This is a genomic window from Acinetobacter sp. AOR18_HL (assembly GCF_027855145.1).
In the GTDB taxonomy this organism is placed as follows: Bacteria; Pseudomonadota; Gammaproteobacteria; order Pseudomonadales; family Moraxellaceae; genus Acinetobacter; species Acinetobacter pittii.
Window position 1 is genome coordinate 18,236 of the sequence record NZ_JAKTIG010000081.1, and the last position, 26,172, is coordinate 44,407.

Sequence of the window (26,172 nt, forward strand, 5' to 3'; positions counted from 1 at the left end):
AAATTCAAATTACAGTAGCTTTTTTAAATTCAAAAGTTCCAATTAAAGTTATCCACAACCCCAAAATATGTATGTTCTATTATTTTTTAAATTTAAAAGATAAAAAAAAGCGATCCGAAGATCGCTTTTTAGAGAATTAAAAATACTTTTAGAGGGTCATATCTGCTGTTAAAGCGAGTGGTTCTGGCAAAATTTCCGCCAATTGACGGCATAAATTTGTCAATTCATTACTATCCACAGGCATTAAAGTGATATGACCTAATTTGCGGCCAGCACGTTCTGACTTGTTATAAAGATGCAGATGAGCACCATTTAAGGCAAGTACATCCTCAGTTTTAGGATGTTGACCAATAATATTGATCATAACCGTTGGGCGAACAACTTCTGTTGAGCCTAATGGTAATCCTGCAACAGCTCGAATATGGTTTTCAAACTGAGAACAAACCGCGCCTTCAATTGACCAGTGGCCTGAGTTATGCACACGTGGTGCCATCTCATTTGCACACAAACCTTGTTCTGTTACAAATAGCTCTAGAGTCAGCACGCCAACATAGTTGAGATGATTCAGCAAACGTGTAATGTAGTCTTGAGCAACAGGTTGCAAAGCTTCACTATTTGGTGCCGGAACAATTGAATGCGATAAAATACCATTATGATGATGGTTTTCAGCCAGAGGCCAAGTTTTTACTTCACCATTTTGGCCACGCACCGCAATAATTGAAACTTCGCGAGAGAATTTAACAAAGCTTTCGGCAACTAGACTTTTTGCAGGACCAAGCTCAGCCCAAGCAGTATCAATCTGGTCTTCTGAACGAAGTACAAACTGGCCTTTGCCGTCATATCCACCAGTTGCAGTCTTAAGCACGATCGGTAAACCAAGCTCAGCCACAGCCTTTTTCAAGCTTTCTAAGCTATCTACAGCACGATACGGCGCAACAGGAATATTAAGCTCATCAAACAATGCTTTTTCTGACAAACGATTTTGCGCAGTTGCTAAAGCAACACGGGGAGGGTGCAATGTTTTAGTTTGTGTCAAAACATCCACATCTTCAACTGGCGTATTTTCAAACTCAAGACTGAAAACATCAGCACTTTCAATAAACTGCTTTAAACCTTGCTCATCTTGACTAGAAAAAACTTGGCCTAAAACACCTGCTGGACAATCTGTATTTGCTTCAAAAAAAGTACATTGAATATTTAATGGTAAAGCTGCTTGCGCCATCATACGGCCCAATTGCCCACCACCAAAAATACCGATAGTTTTATCCATTTCAGCCTCTTACACCTGACCCGGAATATTGTTGCTTGCAACTTTATCAGTTTGCGCAGCACGGAAATCAGCAACATTTTTTGCGATTTCTGGACGAGTTAAACCTAAGATTTGTGCAGCCATAATCGCAGCATTGGTCGCACCAGCTGGTCCAATCGCTAAAGTACCCACTGCGATACCTGCTGGCATTTGTACGATTGAAAGTAATGAATCTACACCATTTAAAATTGATGATTTAACTGGTACACCCAACACAGGTAAGTCAGTTTTTGCGGCACACATACCTGGTAAGTGCGCAGCACCACCAGCGCCTGCAATAATCACTTGAATACCGCGATCACGCGCAGTTTCTGCATATTCAAATAAACGGTCTGGAGTACGATGAGCAGATACCACTTCCGCTTCAAATGGGACACCAAGCTGTTTAAGCATATTGGCAGTATGTTCAAGCGTTGCCCAATCGGACTGGGAACCCATGATAATTCCGACTAAAGGTTGGGTATCTGTTGCGACCGCGTTCATTGGCATTTCCAAAGCGTAAAAATGGTAAAACTCGACTTGTACCAAGCCAAGCATGAGAGAAAAAGATGAGGCCAATATTATAGCTGTTTTTTCACTCACCCCAAAGCCCAAGTTTATGAGGAAAAAGCATGAATCCGATGGATTTAACAACGATCTATCTGAAAACAAGATTTTGATTAATTTTTACTGGCTTCTAAATACGAAATAAACACAACCAAATAGGCATAACATTGCCCATAAGTAATCGAGTTTAAAGGGTTGCTTAAACAAGAAAATCATAAATGGCACAAACACAACTAGGGTAACCACTTCCTGAGTGATCTTCATTTCACCGAGTAACCAGCCTTGTGCGCTTAGCATACGAGTGGCAGGGATCATAAAACTATATTCAAGTAAGGCAATAATCCACCCGAATAGAATTGCTTGCCAGAGTGGGGCATGGTGCAAAAATTTAAGATGCCCATACCATGCAAGTGTCATAAAGCAGTTAGAAATAATTAATAGCGTAAAAGCTAAAACCGTTGGGCTCAAAGGCACATCCTTCATCATCACGATGATTTAAGTATTTTAACGATACAAAATATTATAAAAGATAAAACTGTAATTCAGCTTAAATCCAAAAAATAAACCTGTAGTTTTATCCGGGCCTCAAACACATAGAACAACAACGATTTTTGACTATCTTTTCGAGTTTAGCCTTGCTATCGTTGCTGGCAAATTTATCAATAATGCACACACAGCAATTCATTTTAATGTTGTGTACAAAAGCAGTGGAGAAGGCGAGCAATGCATCTGCATATCTTGGGTATTTGTGGCACTTTTATGGGCTCTTTAGCACTTTTGGCTCGTGATTTAGGACATAAGGTAACCGGTTCCGATTTAAACGTTTACCCACCGATGTCTACCCAGTTAGAAAATGCAGGCATTACACTCATGCAAGGCTATGATCGTAGTCATTTACAGCCTCATCCAGACTTGGTTATTGTCGGCAATGCCATGAAACGTGGTATTGATGCTGTGGAATATATGCTGAACGAAGGCTTGCCATATATTTCTGGCCCACAGTTTCTTGCAGATCATGTTTTACAAGGCAAACATGTCCTTGGTGTAGCAGGTACTCACGGAAAAACAACAACTACAACCATGTTGGCTTGGGTACTTGATCAGGCTGGTTTAAATCCAGGCTTTTTAATTGGTGGTGTTCCACTTGGTTTTAGTGAAAGTGCTCGTTTAGGCGGTGGAAAATACTTCTGCGTTGAAGCCGATGAATATGACTCTGCTTTTTTTGATAAGCGTTCTAAGTTTGTTCATTATCATCCAAAAACGGCGATTTTAAATAACCTTGAATTTGACCATGCCGATATTTTTGATGACCTAGCAGCGATTCAAAAACAGTTCCACCATCTTGTGCGTACCATTCCAAGTGAAGGCCGTATTATTGCGCCGATTACTGAAACTCATATTGATGAAGTGCTTGAAATGGGTTGCTGGACACCAGTGATTCGTACAAGTTTAGAAGCGAATGAAAAAGCAGCTTTATCTGCCGAACTCATTTCAATTGATGGCAGCCATTTTAAAGTACTCGAAAATGGCAATGTTGTTGGCGAAGTAAAATGGAGCATGACTGGTCAACATAGCGTAGCGAATGCTTTGGCAACGATTGCAGCCGCTCAACATGTAGGTGTTACGCTTGAACAAGCTTGTGAAGCTTTGTCTAACTTTGGCGGTGTAAAACGTCGTATGGAGTTGTTAGGCACAGTCAATGGTATTGAAGTCTATGATGACTTTGCTCACCATCCAACAGCAATTGACACAACTTTAGATGGCGCACGCAAACGCTTAGGTGAACGCCGTTTATGGGCCATTATTGAACCACGTTCAAACACCATGCGTATGGGCAGTCATAAAGATGGCTTAGCACACTCAGCACGCTTAGCAGACGAAGTCATCTGGTATCAGCCAGAAGGCTTAGATTGGGATTTACAACCAGTGATTGAAGCTGCTTCTAACCATGCTCAAGTGAGCCGTTCACTTGATGAAATTACTGAGCGTATTGTCAATGAAGCAGGTGAGGGCGATGCCGTTGTGATTATGTCTAATGGTGGCTTTGGTGGCTTACATCAAAAATTAATGAGCGCATTAAAAGCAAAAGCTGCTTAACTTCCGCTTTAGATGATTCAATAAAAAAATGGGTTTCAAATTGAAACCCATTTTTTATATCAGTGACTTTTAAATCTTTTCTGGCTCTATATTGGCCATAAATTTATTGGAAACCATTAAACGTAAACTATAGACAATGCCCATCGCAAAAACGCTATATCCCACGTTATTACAAATAAACGGAATACATAAAATGATGAGCGCTGTGATTGGATAAAACCATTTCGTGATTCCAGATAAACACTGAAACTCATAAAGTATCCAAATACAGGTGGTATAGAGCACCACACTCACCGCAACGACTATTCCCATGTATAAATCAGAAATATGTGCATGATGAGTTGTAACATCAACGGCAGCAGCAAGCGCAGCACCTACCGCAGCAATACTGACAAAAACAAAATAATGACCGTATCCCCAAACAAATGGGCGTACACCTTTTACATGATGGTGTTGCTCACTACGATCAAAATAAGCCCACCACATTGCGAACATCAACATCAATCCACCGACCATCAAGAAAATGGCAGGGATATTCATTGACTGAGCGGCTAAAGCATCACGTATGGCATTAAAACTACCGACAATCGACTCACCCAACACAATAATTGTGAGTAAGGCATAACGTTCTACAATATGATGAGGATGCCACGGCGTTGGATTATATTTTTCTGCATAGATAGGAATAAATAGCTCCATCACTGCTAAAAATAAAAATAGAGGAATAGAAAGTATGTGTGCAAAATTAGCAACTAACCAACCTACCTGAACCAAGACAATGCCTACAGCATAGCGGTAAGCTGTAATACGCCTTTCTGGGTCATGTTTTGCAGCTCGGAGCCACTGAGTCACTAAGGCCATTCGCATGATCACATAACCAATAATGATTACATCAAAATCCTGACTACGAAATACATCAGGGATACCCGCTGCCATCACCAATGAACCTACAATCTGTACAAAGGTAAGGCATCGATACAATGCATCATCGTTATCGTAAGCCGAGGCAAACCATGAAAAATTCATCCATGCCCACCACAGCGCAAAAAATACCATCAAATAACTTGGCAGCGCATGCCAGAGGTGATTTTCAATAATTGCATGATGTAACTGCTGACCTGCTGTTGCAATCGCGACCACAAAAATCAAATCGAACAATAATTCGAGGGGAGTTGCTGCTCTATGCGGCTGTTTTGGATCTCTTGGAGTTAAAGACCTCAAACTTAATTTTTTCTGTTTTTCTTGAGTAGTCATAAAATAACGTTCTCGAATAAAGTGCCAACACGTTAACACTTTAATATTAACGGCCAGAACACGCATTAAAAATTATCTAGACCTGCTGTTTAATCTTTACTCACAAACGAGCTATATTTCATTTTTGTGACAATTCTTTATAAAGACCTTAAGCTTAATTCTTTATCATAGCTCACGTTTTTGTTCGTGTTTGGAATATGAATGTCTTTAGAAACACTCAACCTTAGCTTATTCCATGTGATTAATGGGGCTCAGGATGCGAGTCAATTTATCATTCGTCTTGCTATCTTTTTCGCTAATGATCTCCTCTATATTCTTTTATTCATCCTTACATTTTTATGGTTTTATGGCGATCAAGATTTAAAAAATAGGGTTATTAAATCTGTCTTTTTAACCTGTGTTTCGCTTTTAGTCGGTTATGTTATTTCTCTGTTTTACCATCACTCCAGACCGTTTGTAATGGGTGTGGGTACTACATTTATTGAACATGCACCAACGGCATCTTTTCCAAGTAATCACATGCTGATTTTCAGCACTATTGCTCTGTCTTATTTGTTTGCTCAGCGCAAAATAATTGGAATCATCCTTTTATTTTTGTCATTTGTAGTGGCGTGGTCACGTATTTATTTAGGTGTGCATTTCCCTTTAGACATGTTAGGGGCTTTTATTGTCGCACTACTAGTCAATACAGCAGGTTATTACTTCTGGAATGCTTACGGCACAAGTTTGACCACATTCTGTATTCACCTTTACCAGATTATCTGCAAACCGCTTTTAGATCGCGGATTGATTAAATAATCCATAGATCTTTTTGCATTAGAACTACGACATTAAGTTCAGTTGCGTAATACAAAAAAATCTGCCATTCTATGTGTACTTGGATATGTTTTATCCAAAACAGAATTTAGTTTGACAAGGGGAGTAGCCTCCTCCAAACATAACAGCAATGTTATGTGTCAGATATCGTCAATACGCTTTTATTAAAAAGTCGGTATCTGAGCATCGTGAAATTCATGATGTAGGCAAGACCTTGATCATGTTGAAACAGATGTTTAATTCATCTGGCAACTGGTCGAGGTTTTTTTATGCCCAATTGCCGGATGTATGGAGGATTTATGGAAACAATCGGCAATTTATGGCTGTATGTAGCATTCTTTGGCATAGTCATTGTCATGCTCCTGATTGACTTTTTAGGCTTTAAGCAAAAGCAAGGTCAGGATGTCTCAATTAAGCAAGCTGCTTACTGGAGTGTGGCGTGGGTAAGCGTCGCAGCCTTATTTGGTGGTGGTTTATGGCTTTACCTACAACAAACGGTTGGGGTGACCTTAGCAAACCAAAAAACCATGGAATACTTTGCAGGTTACTTACTCGAAAAGTCCCTCGCAATTGACAACGTTTTCGTCTGGTTAATGATTTTCGCAGCGTTTGCTATTCCAGCTGCACTACAACGTAAAATTTTGCTCTACGGCGTATTAGGCGCAATCGTACTACGTACCCTCTTTATTTTTATTGGTGCATGGTTCGTTCAAGAGTTTTCCTGGGTACTTTATATCTTCGGTGCGTTCTTGGTATATACAGGCTTTAAGTTCTTAAAAGGCCAAGAAGAAGAAACCAATATTGAAGATATCAAACTCTTAAAATGGTTACGTAACCATATACGTATTACACCACAGCTTGAAGGTGACAAATTCTTTGTACGTCAAAACGGTTTATTATGGGCAACGCCGTTATTTCTAGTTTTGATTTTGGTTGAAGCTTCAGACGTGATTTTCGCCGTAGATTCTATTCCTGCTATTTTCGCGGTAACTAGCGATCCGTTTATTGTTTTAACGGCGAACTTAATGGCAATTTTAGGTTTACGCGCAATGTTCTTTTTACTTGCTGGCGCTGCAACTAAATTGCATTACCTGCCATACGGCTTAGGCATCATCTTATTGTTCATTGGTGCAAAAATGTTGTTGCTTGATGTATTCCACATGCCAATCTGGATCTCGTTAAGCTTTATCGTAATAGTGTTAGCAATCACTGCTTACCTTTCTTTACGACACAACAAAAAGCAATTGCAGTCTTAATTCATCACAACAAGGCATCTACACGTGAGATGCCTTGTTATCTAAATTTTCAAAATAGACTGTACTTTAAAAAAACAGATCAATATCATATGCCAACTTAAAATTTATCTTCCTAATCAGAAACATAATAGATAACAGCTATTCGGTATTTTATGCCGAACATACTTATTAAAATGTGTGGAGTCTCATGCGTTCTAAAAAAATTAATCTTGTCGTTGTCCCTCTATTACTCACAGCATGTAGCCATAATGATGGTCCTTTAGTACAAGATGTATATAACAACCAATATGACTGTGCTCGCGACTGGAATAATGAAACATGTGAAGAAGAAAATAGCTCAAGTGGACATGGTTCTAGCTATGTTGGTAGTCGCTATTTAGGTCCTGCGTATTATCAAAATAATCGGGAAGTTTCTTACCACGGTAATACCTTACATCCTTACAGCAATTTGAGTGTAGGCCGACCAGTTATTTCAAGCACATCGAAAAGTTCGTCTTTTTCATCCCCAATTCGTGGTGGTTTTGGTCGTAGCGGTTTTTCTTTCGGCGGTTAAGTCTTTAGGCATTCACTTAATATGAAAAGAAAAATATTTACTCCACGACCAGACTGGCAAGTGGAGCATCAGAATATTGGTTTTGATTATTTCAATTTACCTTCTCTCGATGGCTCAATTTACTGGTCTGAAGGAGTTGCTTATGAGTTTACCCTTAAACAGATTGAACAACTGGAAGATGCGGCAAATGAACTGCATCAAATGTGTTTATCGGTAGTAGGAGACCTTATTCAACGGGGCGACTATCCTGCTTATTTTCAAATTCCTGAAGTCGCTATAAACCATATTGAACATTCATGGAAACAAAATGCTCCGATGCTGTATGGCCGCTTTGATTTCGCTTACGATGGGCGAAATATCAAAATGCTGGAATATAACGCCGACACGCCGACGGGCTTACTCGAAGCCTCTGTCGCGCAGTGGCTGTGGATAGAACAAGTCTCAGGCATTGCAAACCGAGATCAATTCAATAGCATTCATGAAGACCTGATTAAACGCTGGAAAACAATTTTACCGCGTGGTAGCCATGTGCATTTTGCTGCTTGTCAGGAGGCTGGAAGGGAAGACTGGGGTAATTTAGAGTACTTAATGGATACCGCTTATCAAGCTCATCTACAAGTTTCCGAGCTTTCTATGGAGAACATAGGCTGGAACGGGCAAGATTTTGTTGATCTTCATAATCAGCCCATTCAAAACATATTTAAGCTCTACCCATGGGAATGGATCTGGGAAGAAGCCTTTTCTCAATATATCCACCCACAAACACAGTGGATTGAACCTTGCTGGAAAATGTTACTTTCAAATAAAGCGATTTTGGTTGAGCTTTGGAAGCGTTATCCAAACCATCCATTGTTGGTCGAAACCCATACCTATGACCCGCAACAAGCGTTGTCTGGCAAATGGGTGAAAAAGCCGATTTTGGCAAGGGAAGGGGCCAATATTCGAGTTTTACAAGACGGCCATGACCAAGGCGCGGCTTCTGGTAGCTTTTATTTTGATGACTATGACAAATACGGTTATGTCGTACAGAAATGGGTAGATACCCCATTATTTTCAGGGCAACTACCTACACTCGGTTTATGGATGGTTGGACATCAATGCGCCGGCATGTCTATTCGTGAAGATTGCTATGACATTATTGGTAATGATGCTCACTTTGCAGCACATTATTTTGTCGAGTAATAAGTACCTAGAGGTATTTTAAAAAGCACTTTTTAGGTGCTTTTTTATTATGCTTGATTCGCAATCAAACAGAGCATTTTACGTATATAGCGATAATGAATATTTATTTTTAAAGCTAAATTAGAACAAAAATTCAAAAATATAATGACTTAATATTATGTAATTTAATAATTTTATTCTTATTTCTTCAATTAAAAATCAATATTGGCAAGCTCTTTGCATCTCCTAAAAAGAAAAAAGCCTAGATTTTAAGGGCTCGTGAGAGCCCTGATTTTTTTAAGGAGTGATGCCATGAATGCGATTCCAACTTTAACGCCCGTTGCCATGCCGTGTAACAGCAGTTTTGAAGCAAAAGATTGGGAAATTTTATCTACTCACTGGTATCCCGTCGCACGTACTCAAGATGTCTCTACTGCACCTCAACGAGTCACGCTACTAGACGTCAATATGGCGTTATATAAAACAGAAAGTGGGGAAATTCATCTGGTTCGAGATATTTGCCCACATCGTGGGGTGCCATTAACCAAAGGTTGGGTGGATGGTGAGGAGATTGTCTGTCCTTATCATGGTCTACGCTATAACACCGAAGGGAAATGTACCCAAATACCAGCTCAGCCCGAACTAACTAAAATTTCTGATCGTTTTTCTCTGACCAAATTTCCAGTTGTACAAAGATATGGTCTCATTTGGACCAGTATTCATGGTCGTGATATTGCTAAAGCCAATATTCCTATATTAGATACTTGGGACCACGCAGAGCATCAATCAATTTTACCGCCTTTCGTCGATATTGGTGGTTCTAGTGGACGTCAACTTGAAGGGTTTATCGATGTCGCTCATTTTGCGTGGGTACATCACAATGCCTTTGCGAATCGCGATAATCCCATCGTCCCTAAATATCACACTGAACGTACCGACTATGGCTTAAAAACGGTCTATATCAGCAATGTCAGTAACTATCCTCATGAACTAAAACATCTCGAACCAGAAGGCTTTTTGTGGACGCGCACCTTTGATGTCTATCCACCTTTTTCAGCCGTACTCACGGTCGATTTTCCAGAAGGTGGAGTCTTAAAAATTTTGAATGCCTGTTGTCCTATCTCAAATAATAAAACCCGTTTATTTGTTCCACTCACCCGTAACTTTGACCAAACAGGTGATTTAGAAAAGGTATATGCATTTAATGCCCAAATTTTTGCCGAAGACCAAGACATGGTCGAATCACAAAAACCAGAAGAACTACCGCTTGATCTAATGATGGAAGCACATTTTGAAGCAGACCGTTCATCAACGACTTATCGACGGATTTTGGCTGAATGGGGACTAAGTAAACGTTATACCGTTTAAATATTAGCTAACTGGGGTACAATCAATCGAAAAAAGTGAAAATATAAAGGCTTTCCATGTCATTAATCGCAAATACCACCGTTGTGCGTGGTCGTTTTTTAGATATCCAGCAAACCGTCTCTGAGCCAACAGATATTCCAAATCAAGTGCGTTATTTGGAAGATGGTGTATTGGTTAGTGAACATGGAAAAATCAAATGGTTTGGTGCATGGGAAGACGCTCAGACGCATCTACCTGCTGGGGTTGAGATTCAACATTATCCAGAACAATTGATTGTACCCGGCTTTATTGATACCCATATTCACTTCCCGCAAACCGAAATGGTTGGAGCATATGGTGAACAACTTTTAAGTTGGCTCAATACTTATACTTTCCCAACTGAAATCCAATTTCAGGACAAAGCATATGCAAGTGAAATTGCCCAGTTCTTTGTTCAAGAGCTACTGAAACACGGTACAACCACAGCACTGGTTTTCTGTACAGTTCACCCCGAGTCTGTTGATGCCTTATTTAAAGCCGCAGAACACGTTCAGATGCGTTTAATTGCTGGTAAGGTACTCATGGACCGCCATGCACCTGAAGCGCTTTGTGATACGCCAGAAACAGCTTACAGCGACACCAAAGCACTGATTGAGAAATGGCATGGTAAGGGCCGTGCTCTCTATGCGATTACTCCACGTTTTGCACCAACGTCTACACCTGAACAGTTAGAAAGAGCAGGGCAGTTAAAACAAGAATTTCCAGATGTTTATGTACATACCCATTTAAGTGAAAACAAAGATGAAATCGCTTGGGTGAAATCTTTATTTCCAGAACAAGCAGGCTATTTAGATGTTTATCAACATTATGGCCTGACTGGTAAACGTTCTGTATTTGCTCATTGCGTTCACTTAGAAGATCAAGAATGGCAATGTATGCATGATACACAATCGGCTATTGCATTTTGCCCAACGTCAAACCTGTTCTTAGGCAGTGGTTTATTTCCACTGAAAAAAACTTGGGAAAAACAAGTGAAAGTAGGCTTAGGGACAGATATCGGTGCTGGTACATCATTTAGTTTGCTGCAAACCGTTAACGAGGCTTATAAGGTTCAGCAGTTACAAGGTGATAAACTTTCAGCTTATGAAGCGCTCTATCATGCAACTTTAGGTGGAGCAAAAGCGCTTGATTTACAAGATCAGTTAGGCAACTTCAATGTCGGTAAAGAAGCAGACTTTGTGGTACTGAATCTCAAGCCAACAGCATTACAGGAACTTCGCCAGTCTAAATCCAAATCTGTTGAAGACTCACTGTTTGCATTATTCACTTTAGGTGATGACCGTAATATTGAGGCGACTTATATTTATGGAAACCGTGCTTATCAAAAAGAAACAGCCAAATAAAAAAGTCATTGTTAAGTTTTTGTTATTATTTGGAATATGTGCTCTTGCATTAAAGCGTGATCGACATAATCCGCAAAATGATAAAATTTCACAGCCATCAAAGGGTGCATGAAACGTCATTTTGCTTTAAAATTTTACCATTAACTCAGATTTTCGAGGTGTTGCAGGTCAACACCTTTTTTATTTTTTCTTTTATATCTTGTAGGAATCTGCCATGACTGTTGCAATGAGCATCATGATTTCAACCGAAGAAATTCAAGCAAAAGTCAAAGAGCTCGGCGAGCAAATTAACGCTCACTATGCAAATAGTGATAAAGAATTAGTTCTTATTGGACTACTTCGTGGTTCTGTTATTTTCATGGCAGACTTGTGCCGTACAATTACTAAACCGCATGAACTCGACTTCATGACAGTGTCTAGCTACGGCGGCGGTACGACTTCAAGTCGAGATGTCAAAATCTTAAAAGATCTTGACGGTGAAATTCGCGGTAAAGATGTATTGGTTGTTGAAGATATTATCGACTCAGGCAATACCTTAAGCAAAGTCGTTGAAATGTTGCAAACTCGCGAGCCAAATTCAATCCAACTCTGCACATTAGTGAGTAAACCGTCTCGCCGTGAAATTGATCTTGAAGTGAAATTTTTAGGTTTTGAAGTTGAAGACAGATTCATTGTGGGTTACGGCTTAGACTACGATCAAAAATATCGCCACTTGCCATTTATTGGTGAAATTGGTTTATAAATTTCAGAGAAATAGCACCGCAAGGTGCTATTTTTTTATATAAAGCCTTAGCTTTGAACAAAAAAGACACAAAAAGTCGCAATCTGCTACAGACAAAATAGACAGCTCTACCGCACGATAGAATATGAAGCAAAATCATTAACTTCATCAAAAAAACAACTGGAGAACAAATATGTGGTCACTTATTGTTGCTATTGTAGTTGGTTTCTTTGCTGGCTTAATCGCTCGTGCTTTGCATCCTGGGGATGATAAAGCAGGTTTCATCGTAACGACCTTGATTGGTATTGCAGGTTCACTTCTAGCTACTTATGGTGGTCGTTTACTTGGACTTTACGGCGAAAACTCAGCTGCAGGCTTTATCGCATCCGTGATTGGTGCCATCGTTATTCTTTTTATCTACAACTTGATTGCACGAAAAAGCTAAACTTTAATTCATTTATAAAAAAAGCATCTTATGGTGCTTTTTTTAATTTATTTTAAAGACCTAACTCTTTCCATACGGCCTGAATTTCTTCAGCAGAGCGTGCGCCAACCAGTTTGAAACCATTCGCAAAAATTAGGGTAGGGGTGCCGTTAAAGCCGAGTTTTTTTCCTAATTCCAAATTACGATCAATTGGGTTTGCACAGCTCGCAGCTATTGGTTTAACACCTTGCTGAATCAGTTTTTTCCATGAATAAGATTGATTTGGTGCACACCAAACTTGTCTAGAAACCACAATAGACTGAGGTTTTAAAGGATAGATGAACGTGTAAATAGTCACATCTTTCAGCTTGTCGAGTTCAGGCTCAAGCTGTTTACAATAAGGGCAGTTTGGATCAGAAAATACTGCTAAAACATGCTGTCCATTACCTTTCACCGTTTTAATCGCATCTTTTAAAGGCAGCTGTTTCCAATCAATTGAGTTCTGTCTTAAAACTAGATCTTTGGTTAAGTTCTTTTGGTCTTTTAACCGAATCATAGAGCCTATAAACATATGTTGCCCATCTTCACCAACATAAATGATTTGCTGATCAAGATTAGCGCTATATAACCCAGGCATTTCAGTTTTCTGAATATTGCTAATTTTCAAATTAGGATATTGTTTTTTAATATTTTCCCTAACAGTATCTACATTAGCGAAACTCACACTTGCAGTTAGGCTAAATAATGCCAATATTCCTAATTTTTTAAGCATAAAACTGACTCATAGGTAGGAGAGGAGATCATTTTAATCAGTTCAGCTTTTTAAAACAGAACTGATTACCGAGTTATAACCAAACTTCCACTCATTTATGCCAATGTTTCACGTGGAACATAAATAGATTTTAGAGTATTAATTTCTACAGATATATGCACGATTTCATCATGAATGGATAAAGCATGACGAATCTGATCTGCGGTTAAAGAAATATCATCAGTTTCGAGTGCCAAAATACAAGAAAACTTACCTTTCGCGACTTTCCAGACATGAATATCCGTAATTTCAATGTGTTTAGGAAACTCAGCAATTACTTCACGGATCTCTTCAACTACCGGATGATCCATTTCTGCGTCTAAAAGGGTTTTTCCTGTCTCTTTCATTAATCCCAGAGACCATTTTGCAACCAAAATAGCACCTAAAATTCCTAAAAGTGCGTCTAAAAAATCCCATCCGAAATACTTACCTGCGAAAAGCGCAATAATTGCAAAAACAGAAGTTACTGCATCTGCAACTACATGTAAAAATGCAGCTTTTTGGTTTAAATCGTGGTGATGATGCCCATGATCATGCTCGTGGTGGTGATGGTGGTGGTGATGGTGATGGTGATGGTGATGGTGATGGTGATGGTGCCCATCATCGTGAAGTAACCATGCGCAAATCAAGTTAATGACCAAACCTAAAATTGCAATCGGAATCGCTTCATTATAAAAAATTTCAACTGGATTAAATAAACGTTGTATCGACTGAAACGCCATAAAAATGGCGACAACCATCAACAAAATTGCACTGCTATAACCCGCTAAAATCTCGATTTTCCAAGTTCCGAAACTAAACCGACGATCTTTGGAATAATGACGAGCCGCGCGATAGGCAAAATAGGCTAAACCGAGAGCCAACATATGGGAACTCATATGCCAACCATCAGCCAAAAGTGCCATTGAATTGAAAAACCATCCACCGAATATTTCTAACACCATCATTGATGCCGTTAAAATCGTTGCAATCAAAATACGTTTTTGTGCAAGTGGATTTCCTTCATCAAACTGATGTTGATGATGACGTGATACACTATGATCCTGCATAATATTTAAACCCAATATACTCCCTACCAGTATATTGAATTATACAAGAGAACACAGATGAGTCACATTGGTCAGGATAAAAAAATACTTAATCGTGTAAAACGACTAAAAGGACAAATCAACAGCATTGAGCATGCTGTTGAACAGCCAGATATTTCATGCATAGAAATACTACAACAAGTTGCTGCAATTAAAGGGGCAATAAACGGTTTGATGAGTGAATTGATGGAACAGCATTTACATTATCACGTGCTCAAAGACGCACAAGTTGATCAGAATGAGCTAGATGAGTTTTTAAAGGTTCTAAAAAGATACGGTTAACGAGGTGACTGAATGACACAGCGATGTGCATCATTCAGAATTTTGTAATTATTTTCCAATACAGAATGAACCAAAAATCTTGCCTAATAAGTCATCGGCACTAAAGTCACCAGTAATTTCACCTAAAGCATTTTGGGCAAGACGTAGTGACTCAGCAACCAGTTCACCTGCGTTAAACACAACAAGTTGTTCACGTGCTTCTGAAAGATAGAGCTGCGTGCGCTTCATTGCGTCTAAATGACGTGTTCTTGCAATAAAGGTGTCTTCCTCAGGGTGGAAGCCTGCATGCGCTGTAATCGCGTCTACGAGGCCTTGTACGCCCATCTCTTGTTTTGCAGAAACAGTTATATGACGGAAACCTTGAAAATCACTTATTTCAGCTAATTGACCAGTTAAATCGCATTTATTACCAATTAACATTAAACGACGCGGTTCAATATGTTCCGCAAAATACTCTTGAGCGAGTTTTAATGGGTCATCACCTTGGTTTAAATCATAAACCAGCAATAACAAATCAGCTTGTTCAATTTCTTTGATTGCACGACGAATCCCTTCTTTTTCAACGATGTCACCTGTTTCACGAAGACCCGCAGTATCTGTTAAGGTGATTGGTAGACCATTTAAGCTAATTTTTTCATGTAAAACATCACGAGTTGTACCAGCAATATCTGTCACAATTGCACGCTCAACACCAGCAAGTGCATTTAACAAGCTCGACTTACCCGCATTTGGTTTACCCGCAATAACGACTTGCAAACCTTCACGGAGTAATTGCCCTTGTCGTGCAGAGGTTTGAACGGCATGTACCGACTGCTGAACATCCTCAAGTAAAGCTAAAATTTTGCCATCTGCCAAGAAATCGATTTCTTCTTCAGGAAAATCAATTGCTGCTTCAACATGCAAGCGTAAATGAATCAGTTTTTCTAAAACGGTATTAATTTTTGTTGAAAATGCGCCTTGTAAAGAGCGAACCGCAGAGCGTGCCGCAGCTTGCGAAGTCGCATCAATCAAGTCGGCAATCGCTTCCGCTTGTACCAAGTCCATCTTGCCATTTTCAAAAGCACGCATGGAAAATTCGCCGGCTTTTGCAGCAATTGCACCAAGCTCAAATAGACGTCCAAGCAAGGCATTTTGGATGACTGGACCGCCGTGACCTTGTAGCTCTACAACATCTTCACCTGTAAACGAGTGAGGATTGGGAAAGCATAGAACAATCCCTTCATCCATAATACTGCCATCAGCATCATAAAATTTACGGAAACCCGCCATACGCGCTTCTGGCAAGTTTTTTTGTGTCAGGTTTTGAGCAATTTCATAAGCCTTAGGTCCAGATAGGCGAATCACGCCCACACCACCACGCCCAGGTGGCGTTGCAATTGCGGCAATCGTGGTTTGACTTTGCATATTATTCACCTAAAAACCTAAAATCCAGCCAAAGAAAAATCCGCCTAAGATTACCATCTTAAGCGGATTTATTCAGCAAAAGTTCAACGATTAAGAAGCTGATTCAGTCTTATTGATACGACTTTTCTCAACGCTCTTATTAATAAACGACTGCTGTAAAATAGTAATACTGTTGTTCACAATCCAGTACAGTACAAGACCGGCAGGGAAGAACAACATAAATACCGTGAACATAATCGGCATAATGCGGAACACTTTTGCCTGCATTGGATCAGCGGGTTGCGGGTTCAACATTTGCTGTGCAAACATGGTAGCACCCATGATTAACGGCAAGATGAACCAAGGATCCATTGCTGACAAGTCCTGAATCCAACCTAACCATGGTGCGTGACGTAATTCCACACTTTCCATGAGTACCCAGTACAAAGCAAGGAAAATTGGCATTTGTAGCAACAATGGTAAACAACCTGAAAGTGGATTTACTTGTTCACGCTTGTATAAAGCCATCATTTCTTGCGAGAAGCGCATACGGTCTTCACCGAACTCTTCTTTCATGCGTTGCATTTCTGGTGCAATCACACGCATTTTCGCCATAGAACGATAACTTTTTGAAGATAAAGGCCACAAGATCATCTTCACCATAATGGTAAGCAAGATGATTGACCATCCCCAGTTGCCCACAATGCTATGGAAGAATTGAAGACCTAAGAACAAGAGTTTAGCAATCGGCCATAACCAACCATAATCAACAGTCTGATTTAAACCAACAGCTAAATCTTTTAATTCAGATTGTACTTTCGGACCTGAATAAAGTTTTGCATCCACTTCCATTGAAGTGCCTGCCGGAACATTAATCACTGGTGAGGTAAAACCAATGATATTCATGTGATCAGCAGATTGACGAGATTCAAGCTTAGCTACATAAGGCTGACCATTCGCTTGAGTCAGCTTAAGGTTTCCAGGAATCCAAGCACTTACAAAATAATGCTGAACAATCGCAACCCATCCACCTTTCGCTTCAGTATTTACTTTTTCTTCTGAGAAATTAGCAAATTTAAGCTTGTTGTAATGTGCATCAGGCGTTCCCCAAGCTCCACCTAAGAAAGTTCCTAGAGTGAAAATACCTTGAGAAGATTTACCTGGATCTTCAGAATTATCGCGCTTTAATTGTCCAAACATCTGACCTTGCCAGCTTTGTTGACTACGGTTAATGACTTGATGTTTTACAACAATTGGATATTGACCTTGAGTAAAGGTAAAAGTTTTAATAATTTCAACGCCTTCAGGTGTTTTAAATACCATCGGAACGTTTAAAACTTTTTCAGATTGCCCCTTTTGGTCCTGTACACCTTTAGCATCAGCCAAAGTATATGATGTCTTTTCAACAGCATATAATGGACGACCACCACGACTACTATCTGGTCCATTCAAACCAATTAAGCCAGATTGAGCAACATATGTACGCTTGGCATCATTTTCAAGCATAACAAAAGGTTGATCGCTGTCTTTGCTTTTGTCGTGTGAGAGTAATTCAATACGAACAATATCACCACCTTTTGGATTGATCCAAATATGGTAAAGGTCAGTTTGTACTGAAATAAGCTGTTGATTCACAGGTGCAGTTGCATCTGTGGTTTGTGACTGCGCAATATTTGCTTGTGGCACATCGGAAGCCACTGTTGCATTTTTAGCATTTGGCAAATCAGCAGATACTTCATGCGAACTTACAGCTGCCGCTTGTTGTTGCGGAGCAGTTGCAGCATTTCCATAATCTTTTTGCCAAGCCAAAATGAGCAAATATGCGGTGACAAACATGGCCCCGAGAATTGCAAACCTGGCCCATTGTTGCATATCTATTACCCCAAATGGTTAGAGAGATTTTGCTTCAGTAAACGATCACGAAAGGGTACAGCAACATGATGCGTTTGAGAATCTATTTGATGAAACGAAATAAAACGAATTGCTTTTGGCGGTACCGGATCATATCCAGATCCTCCCCACGGATGACAACGACATATCCGTTTAGAAGATAACCAAACGCCTTTTATCGCACCATGAGTTTGCAATGCTTCTATCGCATATTGGGAACAAGTCGGGATATAACGACAACGGGGTCCAAGAAGCGGACTAATCGCAATTTGATACAGTCGAATCAACCAACGTAGAAAACGGACCATTGGCTATCTCTTAATTCTGCGAGGTTGTGCCAACTTTAGAATGTTTTTTTGCTAAGCGCTGTAATTTTTGCCAAGCAAAGTCTAATTGTTGATATAGCTCAGCATTCGTAATCGTTTCTATACCAACTTTCGGCATCACCACAACATCTATGTCTGATCCAAAATTCGGCTGATGTAGACGAAAGCTCTCACGAGCAAGACGTTTTATTCGATTTCTTTCATGCGCTCGGCGCACTTTTTTCTTAGCAACAACAATACCCAAACGGCTTTTAGGCTGTTCGGTTAATTTTGCAAGAAATAAAAAATGGGGTTGATGCACTTTAAAAAGCGCACCATCAAATACACTTTTATAATCTGCAGCACAGCGTATTCGCACGTCTGTGCTAAAACTGTAAAGTGTCATCACACCCAAGTCTGGTCAGCGTAACAGTATTAAACAGTTAAGCTATGACGACCTTTTGCACGACGACGAGCTAATACTTGACGACCAGCTTTAGTTGCCATACGAGCACGGAAACCATGAACGCGTTTACGCTTTAATTCAGATGGTTGGAAAGTACGTTTCATATTGAAACTCCCAAAAATGATCTTTCTATAAAGGTCCGCGATTTTATTGTGCAATGTTTACGCTGTCAATGAAAAACCAAGAAAGTTTTGTATTTAACCCAAATTTTTAATCTCTTCTCTTCTTTTTATCACGGTCATAATTCAGTGCAATATATAGCTTTAAAAGTTATACACAAAGTAATTGTCTATTTTTATTAGAACTTTTAATATATACACACCTTATATACATATTTATCAACAAAACAAGATACCATCTTGGTTTGGATTTGCTGTATTTGAATTTAAATTCATATTTTGCAGTTATCCACAAAAGATCTCCACCCTATTAAATAAATTCAAATTTAGAAATTTAAATTTATTCTTATTAGGGATAACTTTTTCTGTGGATTTCGCACTTTTAAATTTAAAAAACATATATTTGAGTTGTTGATAACTCTGTTTTTACTATATTTATGGATTGTGGATAAGTTTATGTGTTAATTTATCCACAGCTTGTGCAAAAAGTTATACACAAGCCATTTTGAATTTAAATTCATTCACAAGAGATTTCTTTTTAGACAAAATCAACTGAAATCGTCATGACAGATGTGGATAACTTGGTTAGAATGGCGACCCCTTCTCATCAGGAAGGGTTAATCTTTAGATTATTTGAATTTAAAAACGCAGAAATAGGGGATACACATGCTTTGGACAGACTGCTTAACTCGCTTGCGACAAGAGCTCTCTGATAACGTCTTTGCGATGTGGATTCGCCCATTAGTTGCTGAAGAAGTAGAAGGGACACTGCGTCTTTATGCACCTAATCCTTATTGGACGCGTTACATTCAAGAGAACCATCTAGAATTAATTTCTATATTGGCCGAACAGTTATCAGAAGGGCGAGTACGTCAGGTTGAGATTTTAGTTGATTCTCGTCCTGGTAGTATTTTGTCATCAGGTGAGCAGCCAGCAACTACAACTGCTGCTTTGCAAACTGCGTCCCAACAAAGTATTAAAGTAAAAAAAGAACCAGATTCTATTTCCAGTTCACCTACTACTAATAGTGTAGTGAACCCAAAAACACCGAAAAAGAAACTATTAAACCCCCAATTTACTTTTTCTTTATTTGTTGAAGGCCGTTCGAACCAGATGGCTGCTGAAACATGTAGAAAGGTATTAACACAATTAGGTGCTTCACAGCATAACCCTTTATTCTTATATGGTCCGACAGGATTGGGTAAGACTCACTTGATGCAGGCAGTTGGTAATGCTTTATTGCAAGCCAAGCCTAATGCACGGGTGATGTATATGACCTCTGAGAGCTTCGTTCAGGATTTTGTAAGTTCTTTGCAAAAAGGCAAAGTTGAAGAATTTAAGAAAAATTGCCGTTCTTTAGATTTATTGTTGGTCGATGATATTCATCTTTTAGCAGGTAAAGAAGCAAGTTTGGTTGAATTCTTCTATACATTCAATGCATTACTTGATGAATCTAAACAGATTATTTTAACTTCAGATCGTTATCCAAAAGAATTGACCGAGTTAGACCCGCGTTTGGTTTCTCGCTTTTCTTGGGGTCTTTCAGTAGGCGTTGAACCGCCAGATATTGAAACTCGTATCGAAATTCTATTGAAAAAAGCCGAAAATAGCGGCGTTGATTTACCTCGAAATTGCGCATTATTTATTGCACAACAAGTAGTTGCCAACGTACGTGAACTTGAAGGCGCACTCAATAAAGTCGTCGCAATTTCTCGTTTTAAAGGTGCACCAATTGATCTTGATGTTGTCCGAGAGTCTTTAAAAGATGTGTTGGCAATCCGTGCGCGTACAATTAGTGTAGAAAATATCCAACGTGTGGTGAGTGAATATTTCCGTATTCCTTTAAAAGAATTGGTAGGACCAAAGCGGACTCGAATCTATGCGCGACCACGTCAGTTAGCAATGGGACTTGCTCGTGAGTTAACTGGTGATAGTTTTCCCGAAATTGGAATGGCTTTTGGTGGACGTGACCACAGTACAGTCATGCATGCTTGCGAAAAAGTAGTAAGTCTACGTGAAGAAGATCCGATTTTTGACGAAGATTATAAAAATCTACTGCGTCTACTCCAGAGTTAATGAAATGATAAGACGTTGTTGCAAAGTCTACGTAAGTGCAGCATAGTACACAGCTAAAAAATGAAATATTTGCTCCAAGTTGCTAGAGGAATGAATCGTGCGTTTGAAAATCGCTAAAGAAAGCTTACTCAATGTTTTATCGCATGTTGTCGGTGCGGTAGAACGTCGTCATACATTGAATATTCTTTCAAACGTCAAAATTCAGACTAATGCTCAGGCACTCACCATTACCGGTTCTGATTTAGAAGTCGAGCTGGTTGCCAGTACTGTTTTAACAGAAGGGGCATGCATTGAAGCAGGTGAAACAACTGTTCCTGCTCGTAAGTTGATGGAAATTTGTAAATCATTGCCTATAGCTGCATTGATTGACTTACAAATTACAGAAGATCAAAGATGTATTTTAAAATCTGGTAATAGCCGTTTTGTATTAGGTACTTTACCGGCAGAAGATTATCCATTATTGACCACTGAAAATAGTCAAGGTACACAAGTAAAGGTCACTCAACGTGAGTTAAAGCGTTTATTTGAAAAAACGGCTTTTGCTATGGCCGTACAAGATGTACGTTTCTATTTAACGGGTACTTTATTAGAAATTGATGAAAATCAATTACGTGCAGTAACAACAGATGGTCACCGTTTAGCACTTTGTGAAATTACTGCTTCTTCTACATCATCTCAATTGGTCCAAGCAATTGTGCCTCGTAAAGCTGTTGGTGAATTACAGCGTTTACTTAGCATTGAAGATGAACAATTAACGTTGCTGATTGGTCGCGAATTGTTAAATGTCACAATTAATACGCCAAGCCGTGACAAAGAGCAGGGCGATATCACTGTTCGCTTTACTACAAAGTTGATTGATGGAAAATTCCCTGATTATCGTCGTGTAATTCCACGTGGTGGCGATAAACATGTGTTAATTAGCCATGATGTGTTCAAACAATCATTACAACGTGTCGCAATTTTGAGTAATGAGAAATTACGTGGTGTTTTCTTGAATTTTAATCAAGATTCTTTACAGCTACGTGCAAATAACCCTGAACAAGACGAAGCGATTGAAGATTTAGCGATTCAGTATCAAAACATACCGCTTGAAATGTCATTTAATGCACAATATTTGCTGGATGTTTTAGGTGTGCTTGATGGTGATGATGTAAATATGAGCATGACTGAGGCAAATCAATCTGTATTGGTTCAAGATCCGGCACATCCTGATCAAACCTATGTCGTTATGCCGATGCGTGTATAATCTGGCTATCTAATATGCATCTTACGCGTTTAAATATTGAACGTGTGCGTAATTTAAAAACGGTTGCACTCCAAGGGTTGCAACCGTTTAATGTATTTTATGGCGCTAACGGTTCAGGAAAAACTTCAATACTGGAAGCAATCCATTTGCTTGCAACAGGGCGGTCGTTCCGTACCCATATACCTAAAAATTATATTCAATACTCTGCTGAAGATGCGATTGTTTTCGCGCAATCTGCAACTGAAAAAATTGGCATGCAAAAGTTGGCCTCTGGTGAGCAGTTGATGAAGGTCAATGGCGATACAGTGGCTACACAAGGACAACTCGCTAAACTGCTTCCTTTGCAGCATATTGATCCACAAAGTACAGATATTATTGACCATGGGGCGAAACCTCGGCGCCAGCTTTTAGATTGGCTGATGTTCCACGTGGAACCTGAGTTTTATTTTGCTTGGCAATATTATTCTCGTGCATTAAAGCAGCGTAATACTTTACTTAAAACCAGACGGAATATTTCTCTAGCGGATTTAGAGCCGTGGAATAAAATGTTGAGTGATTATGGTGAAATTTTACACTCTCAGCGTTTAAGTATTGTGGAACAATGGAATGTCTTTTTTCAAAATGATTTAAGTCAATTGCTACCTGATCTAGAGATTGAACTGGAATATAGTCCCGGTTTTCATACAGAGCAGGGACTCATGCAAGACTTGCTGAATCAACACCAGAAAGACGTCGAACGACGCTATACCGAGTATGGCCCACATCGTGCAGATTTGCGCTTAAAAACCCCGTTTGGACATGCTGATGTAGTTTTATCAAGAGGTCAGAAAAAACTCTTGATTATTGCCTTAAAACTGTCACAAATTGCAATGTTACATGCGAGTAATAAGGAAACTGTGGTATTATTAGATGATCTGACAGCAGAATTAGACTTAACCGCACAACAACGTTTAATTGAACGATTAAGCCAACTTGGTAGCCAGGTTTTTATGACAACTTTAGATCATGCATCGGTAAAAAAACACTTACATGATCTGTCTATTTCATATCAATTATTCAATGTTGAATCCGGTCAAGTTAGTCTTGCTTCACCATAATTTTTTGATGTTACCCATCTTTGAATAAACCTATATTTGCTAGGGAGAAACCATGAGTTCAGAGTCTCAATCAGCCTCTCAAACAGAACAAACCAATGAAAAGGCTTATGATTCCTCTAGTATTAAAGTATTACGTGGATTAGATGCAGTTCGTAAACGTCCGGGTATGTATATTGGGGATACAGACGACGGTACCGGTTTACACCATATGGTATTCGAGGTTGTCGATAACGCAATCGATGAAGCTTTAGCTGGGCATTGTGACGAAATTATTGTCACGATACACGAAGATGAATCGGTAAGTGTTTCTGATAATGGCCGTGGTATTCCAACAGATATCCACCCTGAAGAAGGGGTGTCTGCAGCGGAAGTAATTCTTACGATCTTGCACGCAGGCGGTAAGTTTGACGATAACAGCTATAAAGTTTCAGGTGGTTTGCACGGCGTAGGCGTTTCAGTTGTAAATGCGCTTTCAAGTAAATTGCATTTAATTATTAATCGCGCTGGCCAAGTGCACGAACAAGAGTATCACCACGGTGATCCGCAATATCCATTACGTGTGATTGGTGAAACGGATAGCAGTGGTACAACTGTACGTTTTTGGCCAAGTGAATTAACTTTTAGTCAAACCATTTTTAACGTTGAAATTTTAGCGCGTCGTTTACGAGAGCTTTCATTTTTAAACGCGGGCGTGCGTATTGTTTTACGTGATGAACGTATTAACCTTGAGCACGTATATGACTACGAAGGTGGTTTATCTGAGTTTGTAAAATACATTAACGAAGGTAAAACTCATCTAAACGAGATTTTCCATTTCACTGCTGATACAGAAAACGGTATTGGTGTAGAAGTTGCATTACAGTGGAATGAAAGTTATCAAGAAAACGTGCGTTGTTTTACCAACAATATTCCTCAAAAGGATGGCGGTACTCATTTAGCAGGTTTCCGTGCAGCTTTAACGCGTGGTCTTAACCAATATCTTGAAAATGAAAATATTCTCAAGAAAGAAAAAGTCAATGTGACAGGCGATGATGCACGTGAAGGTTTAACCGCGATTATTTCGGTAAAAGTACCTGATCCGAAATTCTCTTCTCAAACTAAAGAAAAACTAGTATCGAGTGAAGTAAAACCAGCGGTTGAGCAAGCAATGAACAAAGAGTTCTCTGCTTACTTACTTGAAAATCCGCAAGCTGCAAAATCGATTGCCGGTAAAATTATTGATGCTGCGCGTGCACGTGATGCTGCACGTAAGGCGCGTGAAATGACACGTCGTAAGAGTGCACTTGATATTGCAGGTTTACCAGGTAAATTGGCTGACTGTCAGGAAAAAGACCCAGCACTTTCTGAATTATATCTAGTCGAGGGTGACTCTGCTGGTGGTAGTGCTAAACAAGGTCGTAATCGTAAAATGCAGGCTATTTTACCGTTGAAAGGTAAAATCCTGAACGTTGAACGTGCACGCTTTGACAAAATGATTTCTAGTCAGGAAGTGGGTACTTTAATCACTGCACTTGGCTGTGGTATTGGTCGTGAAGAATATAACCCTGATAAGCTTCGCTATCATAAAATCATTATCATGACCGATGCCGACGTCGATGGTTCGCACATCCGTACCTTGTTGTTAACGTTCTTCTTCCGTCAAATGCCAGAATTGGTTGAGCGTGGGCATATTTATATTGCTCAGCCACCTTTGTATAAATTGAAGAAAGGTAAGCAAGAACAATACATCAAAGATAATGATGCATTGGAAACTTATCTCATCTCAAATGCAATTGATGAGCTATCTCTACATACCAATGCTGAAGCACCTGCAATTACTGGTGAAGCACTGGCGAAAGTGATTCAAGACTATCAAGTTTCACAAAAGAGCTTACAGCGCTTAACTTTACGTTATCCAGCTAGCTTATTGGATGCTTTACTTGAAGTAGAAGTATTCAAGAGTGATCAAAACCATGATGAAGCTTATGTACAACAATGGGCAGATCAGGTACGCGATATCATTACCAGATTACAGCCAAGTTTACGTGCAGAAATCTCTTTAGAGGCATTTGAGCGTGAAAATGCTCAAGGTGAAAAATCTGCGCATTATTGGCCGCGTATTACTGTCTATGTTCATAATCTGCCGCATGCGTATTTGCTTGATGCAGCTTTATTGAATTCAGCTGAATATGCACGTTTACTCAAAAACTCGAAGAGTTGGTTCACTTTACTTGAAGACGGTGCTTTTTTACAAAAAGGTGATCGCCGTATTCAAGTGGCTAACTTCCATCAAGTTTGGCAACATATTTTGCAAGATTCACGCCGCGGTATGATGATCCAACGCTATAAAGGTCTTGGAGAGATGAATGCTGAACAGCTGTGGGAAACAACAATGGACCCTGAAAACCGTAATATGTTGCAGGTGACAATTGATGATGCGATTGAAGCAGATCGTATGTTCTCTTGCTTAATGGGTGATGATGTTGAACCACGTCGTGCATTCATCGAAGAGAATGCTTTAAATGCGGATATTGATGCTTAAT

The 26,172-nt window shown here is 39.5% G+C and carries 25 protein-coding genes; 14 read left to right on the forward strand and 11 right to left on the reverse strand.

Translation table 11 applies throughout. The features are described 5' to 3' along the window. Nucleotides 1-148 precede the first annotated feature (148 nt). The 3 genes from MKL51_RS19575 to MKL51_RS19585 form a co-directional block, all read right to left on the reverse strand. Nucleotides 149-1,270, reverse strand: a complete 1,122-nt coding sequence (locus MKL51_RS19575) for a 5-(carboxyamino)imidazole ribonucleotide synthase (RefSeq protein WP_017481223.1) — start codon at nt 1,268-1,270, stop codon at nt 149-151. A gap of 9 nt (nt 1,271-1,279) precedes the next feature. After that, nucleotides 1,280-1,792: a 5-(carboxyamino)imidazole ribonucleotide mutase gene (gene purE, locus MKL51_RS19580; protein ID WP_000994663.1), complete on the reverse strand. Its 513-nt coding sequence runs from the start codon at nt 1,790-1,792 to the stop codon at nt 1,280-1,282. Nucleotides 1,793-1,975: 183 nt separating this feature from the next. Then, a complete protein-coding gene (locus tag MKL51_RS19585; RefSeq protein ID WP_075384089.1) occupies nt 1,976-2,338 on the reverse strand; it encodes a DMT family protein in 363 nt (120 codons plus the stop codon). A gap of 240 nt (nt 2,339-2,578) precedes the next feature. Between MKL51_RS19585 and mpl the strand changes: the two genes are divergently transcribed. Continuing rightward, entirely contained in the window at nt 2,579-3,952 is a 1,374-nt protein-coding gene (mpl, locus tag MKL51_RS19590; protein WP_017481220.1) for a UDP-N-acetylmuramate:L-alanyl-gamma-D-glutamyl-meso-diaminopimelate ligase, read from the forward strand. A 69-nt stretch (nt 3,953-4,021) separates the two neighbouring features. Here the strand turns inward: mpl and MKL51_RS19595 are convergent, their stop codons facing one another. After that, the gene (locus MKL51_RS19595) at nt 4,022-5,272 is read right to left on the reverse strand and encodes a low temperature requirement protein A (RefSeq protein WP_017481219.1); all 1,251 of its coding nucleotides are present in this window, start codon (nt 5,270-5,272) and stop codon (nt 4,022-4,024) included. A gap of 135 nt (nt 5,273-5,407) precedes the next feature. On the opposite strand from MKL51_RS19595, the gene MKL51_RS19600 reads away from it, so the two are divergent. The 8 genes from MKL51_RS19600 to MKL51_RS19635 all read left to right on the forward strand — a co-directional run bounded on the left by MKL51_RS19600 (nt 5,408) and on the right by MKL51_RS19635 (nt 12,908). Then, nucleotides 5,408-6,004 carry an undecaprenyl-diphosphatase gene (locus MKL51_RS19600; RefSeq protein ID WP_017481218.1) on the forward strand — a complete coding sequence of 199 codons (597 nt, stop codon included), beginning with the start codon at nt 5,408-5,410 and terminating at the stop codon, nt 6,002-6,004. 317 nt (nt 6,005-6,321) lie between these two features. Then, entirely contained in the window at nt 6,322-7,278 is a 957-nt protein-coding gene (locus MKL51_RS19605; RefSeq protein ID WP_017481217.1) for a TerC family protein, read from the forward strand. Nucleotides 7,279-7,465: 187 nt separating this feature from the next. Next, on the forward strand, nt 7,466-7,831 hold the full coding sequence (locus tag MKL51_RS19610; RefSeq protein WP_270904390.1) for a hypothetical protein: 366 nt from the start codon (nt 7,466-7,468) through the stop codon (nt 7,829-7,831). A 21-nt stretch (nt 7,832-7,852) separates the two neighbouring features. Further along, nucleotides 7,853-9,013 (forward strand): glutathionylspermidine synthase family protein, encoded by a 1,161-nt coding sequence (locus MKL51_RS19615; protein ID WP_000823189.1) that lies wholly within the window; start codon nt 7,853-7,855, stop codon nt 9,011-9,013. Between the two features lie 291 nt (nt 9,014-9,304). Further along, nucleotides 9,305-10,360 carry an aromatic ring-hydroxylating oxygenase subunit alpha gene (locus tag MKL51_RS19620; protein ID WP_032007322.1) on the forward strand — a complete coding sequence of 352 codons (1,056 nt, stop codon included), beginning with the start codon at nt 9,305-9,307 and terminating at the stop codon, nt 10,358-10,360. A 56-nt stretch (nt 10,361-10,416) separates the two neighbouring features. Next, nucleotides 10,417-11,742, forward strand: coding sequence for a guanine deaminase (gene guaD, locus MKL51_RS19625; RefSeq protein ID WP_017481214.1), 1,326 nt, complete (start codon nt 10,417-10,419; stop codon nt 11,740-11,742). Nucleotides 11,743-11,956: 214 nt separating this feature from the next. Next, nucleotides 11,957-12,484 (forward strand): hypoxanthine phosphoribosyltransferase, encoded by a 528-nt coding sequence (gene hpt / locus MKL51_RS19630; RefSeq protein WP_002115408.1) that lies wholly within the window; start codon nt 11,957-11,959, stop codon nt 12,482-12,484. Between the two features lie 172 nt (nt 12,485-12,656). Next, nucleotides 12,657-12,908 carry a GlsB/YeaQ/YmgE family stress response membrane protein gene (locus MKL51_RS19635; protein ID WP_002115476.1) on the forward strand — a complete coding sequence of 84 codons (252 nt, stop codon included), beginning with the start codon at nt 12,657-12,659 and terminating at the stop codon, nt 12,906-12,908. Nucleotides 12,909-12,960: 52 nt separating this feature from the next. On the opposite strand, the gene MKL51_RS19640 is transcribed toward MKL51_RS19635, so the two are convergent. Continuing rightward, nucleotides 12,961-13,659 (reverse strand): DsbC family protein, encoded by a 699-nt coding sequence (locus tag MKL51_RS19640; protein WP_017481212.1) that lies wholly within the window; start codon nt 13,657-13,659, stop codon nt 12,961-12,963. A gap of 95 nt (nt 13,660-13,754) precedes the next feature. Then, the gene (gene dmeF, locus MKL51_RS19645) at nt 13,755-14,747 is read right to left on the reverse strand and encodes a CDF family Co(II)/Ni(II) efflux transporter DmeF (protein ID WP_032015090.1); all 993 of its coding nucleotides are present in this window, start codon (nt 14,745-14,747) and stop codon (nt 13,755-13,757) included. A 57-nt stretch (nt 14,748-14,804) separates the two neighbouring features. Here dmeF and MKL51_RS19650 point away from each other — a divergent pair, with 57 nt between their 5' ends. After that, on the forward strand, nt 14,805-15,068 hold the full coding sequence (locus MKL51_RS19650) for a metal/formaldehyde-sensitive transcriptional repressor (protein ID WP_017481210.1): 264 nt from the start codon (nt 14,805-14,807) through the stop codon (nt 15,066-15,068). Between the two features lie 48 nt (nt 15,069-15,116). Here the strand turns inward: MKL51_RS19650 and mnmE are convergent, their stop codons facing one another. The 5 genes from mnmE to rpmH form a co-directional block, all read right to left on the reverse strand. Further along, nucleotides 15,117-16,472, reverse strand: coding sequence for a tRNA uridine-5-carboxymethylaminomethyl(34) synthesis GTPase MnmE (mnmE, locus tag MKL51_RS19655; RefSeq protein WP_009392881.1), 1,356 nt, complete (start codon nt 16,470-16,472; stop codon nt 15,117-15,119). Between the two features lie 90 nt (nt 16,473-16,562). Further along, nucleotides 16,563-18,323, reverse strand: a complete 1,761-nt coding sequence (gene yidC / locus MKL51_RS19660) for a membrane protein insertase YidC (RefSeq protein WP_002115440.1) — start codon at nt 18,321-18,323, stop codon at nt 16,563-16,565. Nucleotides 18,324-18,328: 5 nt separating this feature from the next. Beyond that, nucleotides 18,329-18,649: a membrane protein insertion efficiency factor YidD gene (gene yidD / locus MKL51_RS19665; RefSeq protein ID WP_003656027.1), complete on the reverse strand. Its 321-nt coding sequence runs from the start codon at nt 18,647-18,649 to the stop codon at nt 18,329-18,331. Between the two features lie 10 nt (nt 18,650-18,659). After that, nucleotides 18,660-19,052, reverse strand: a complete 393-nt coding sequence (gene rnpA, locus MKL51_RS19670) for a ribonuclease P protein component (protein WP_005063921.1) — start codon at nt 19,050-19,052, stop codon at nt 18,660-18,662. Between the two features lie 29 nt (nt 19,053-19,081). Next, entirely contained in the window at nt 19,082-19,216 is a 135-nt protein-coding gene (rpmH, locus tag MKL51_RS19675) for a 50S ribosomal protein L34 (protein WP_000831329.1), read from the reverse strand. A 681-nt stretch (nt 19,217-19,897) separates the two neighbouring features. On the opposite strand from rpmH, the gene dnaA reads away from it, so the two are divergent. From dnaA to gyrB, 4 genes are all read left to right on the forward strand, one after another. After that, the gene (gene dnaA, locus MKL51_RS19680) at nt 19,898-21,307 is read left to right on the forward strand and encodes a chromosomal replication initiator protein DnaA (protein ID WP_017481209.1); all 1,410 of its coding nucleotides are present in this window, start codon (nt 19,898-19,900) and stop codon (nt 21,305-21,307) included. Between the two features lie 97 nt (nt 21,308-21,404). After that, complete coding sequence (gene dnaN, locus MKL51_RS19685; RefSeq protein WP_017481208.1) at nt 21,405-22,553, forward strand: DNA polymerase III subunit beta; 1,149 nt, start codon at nt 21,405-21,407, stop codon at nt 22,551-22,553. A gap of 14 nt (nt 22,554-22,567) precedes the next feature. Further along, nucleotides 22,568-23,650 (forward strand): DNA replication/repair protein RecF, encoded by a 1,083-nt coding sequence (gene recF / locus MKL51_RS19690; RefSeq protein ID WP_240283129.1) that lies wholly within the window; start codon nt 22,568-22,570, stop codon nt 23,648-23,650. A 52-nt stretch (nt 23,651-23,702) separates the two neighbouring features. Beyond that, a complete protein-coding gene (gene gyrB, locus MKL51_RS19695; RefSeq protein ID WP_017481207.1) occupies nt 23,703-26,171 on the forward strand; it encodes a DNA topoisomerase (ATP-hydrolyzing) subunit B in 2,469 nt (822 codons plus the stop codon). Nucleotide 26,172 lies beyond the last annotated feature (1 nt).

Bases quoted from the DNA above. Each gene is read 5' to 3' on its own strand.
- MKL51_RS19575 (WP_017481223.1), bottom strand. From the start codon at position 1,270: ATGGATAAAACTATCGGTATTTTTGGTGGTGGGCAATTGGGCCGTATG.
- purE (WP_000994663.1), bottom strand. From the start codon at position 1,792: ATGAACGCGGTCGCAACAGATACCCAACCTTTAGTCGGAATTATCATG.
- MKL51_RS19585 (WP_075384089.1), bottom strand. From the start codon at position 2,338: ATGAAGGATGTGCCTTTGAGCCCAACGGTTTTAGCTTTTACGCTATTA.
- mpl (WP_017481220.1), top strand. From the start codon at position 2,579: ATGCATCTGCATATCTTGGGTATTTGTGGCACTTTTATGGGCTCTTTA.
- MKL51_RS19595 (WP_017481219.1), bottom strand. From the start codon at position 5,272: ATGCGTGTTCTGGCCGTTAATATTAAAGTGTTAACGTGTTGGCACTTT.
- MKL51_RS19600 (WP_017481218.1), top strand. From the start codon at position 5,408: ATGTCTTTAGAAACACTCAACCTTAGCTTATTCCATGTGATTAATGGG.
- MKL51_RS19605 (WP_017481217.1), top strand. From the start codon at position 6,322: ATGGAAACAATCGGCAATTTATGGCTGTATGTAGCATTCTTTGGCATA.
- MKL51_RS19610 (WP_270904390.1), top strand. From the start codon at position 7,466: ATGCGTTCTAAAAAAATTAATCTTGTCGTTGTCCCTCTATTACTCACA.
- MKL51_RS19615 (WP_000823189.1), top strand. From the start codon at position 7,853: ATGAAAAGAAAAATATTTACTCCACGACCAGACTGGCAAGTGGAGCAT.
- MKL51_RS19620 (WP_032007322.1), top strand. From the start codon at position 9,305: ATGAATGCGATTCCAACTTTAACGCCCGTTGCCATGCCGTGTAACAGC.
- guaD (WP_017481214.1), top strand. From the start codon at position 10,417: ATGTCATTAATCGCAAATACCACCGTTGTGCGTGGTCGTTTTTTAGAT.
- hpt (WP_002115408.1), top strand. From the start codon at position 11,957: ATGACTGTTGCAATGAGCATCATGATTTCAACCGAAGAAATTCAAGCA.
- MKL51_RS19635 (WP_002115476.1), top strand. From the start codon at position 12,657: ATGTGGTCACTTATTGTTGCTATTGTAGTTGGTTTCTTTGCTGGCTTA.
- MKL51_RS19640 (WP_017481212.1), bottom strand. From the start codon at position 13,659: ATGCTTAAAAAATTAGGAATATTGGCATTATTTAGCCTAACTGCAAGT.
- dmeF (WP_032015090.1), bottom strand. From the start codon at position 14,747: ATGCAGGATCATAGTGTATCACGTCATCATCAACATCAGTTTGATGAA.
- MKL51_RS19650 (WP_017481210.1), top strand. From the start codon at position 14,805: ATGAGTCACATTGGTCAGGATAAAAAAATACTTAATCGTGTAAAACGA.
- mnmE (WP_009392881.1), bottom strand. From the start codon at position 16,472: ATGCAAAGTCAAACCACGATTGCCGCAATTGCAACGCCACCTGGGCGT.
- yidC (WP_002115440.1), bottom strand. From the start codon at position 18,323: ATGCAACAATGGGCCAGGTTTGCAATTCTCGGGGCCATGTTTGTCACC.
- yidD (WP_003656027.1), bottom strand. From the start codon at position 18,649: ATGGTCCGTTTTCTACGTTGGTTGATTCGACTGTATCAAATTGCGATT.
- rnpA (WP_005063921.1), bottom strand. From the start codon at position 19,052: ATGACACTTTACAGTTTTAGCACAGACGTGCGAATACGCTGTGCTGCA.
- rpmH (WP_000831329.1), bottom strand. From the start codon at position 19,216: ATGAAACGTACTTTCCAACCATCTGAATTAAAGCGTAAACGCGTTCAT.
- dnaA (WP_017481209.1), top strand. From the start codon at position 19,898: ATGCTTTGGACAGACTGCTTAACTCGCTTGCGACAAGAGCTCTCTGAT.
- recF (WP_240283129.1), top strand. From the start codon at position 22,568: ATGCATCTTACGCGTTTAAATATTGAACGTGTGCGTAATTTAAAAACG.
- gyrB (WP_017481207.1), top strand. From the start codon at position 23,703: ATGAGTTCAGAGTCTCAATCAGCCTCTCAAACAGAACAAACCAATGAA.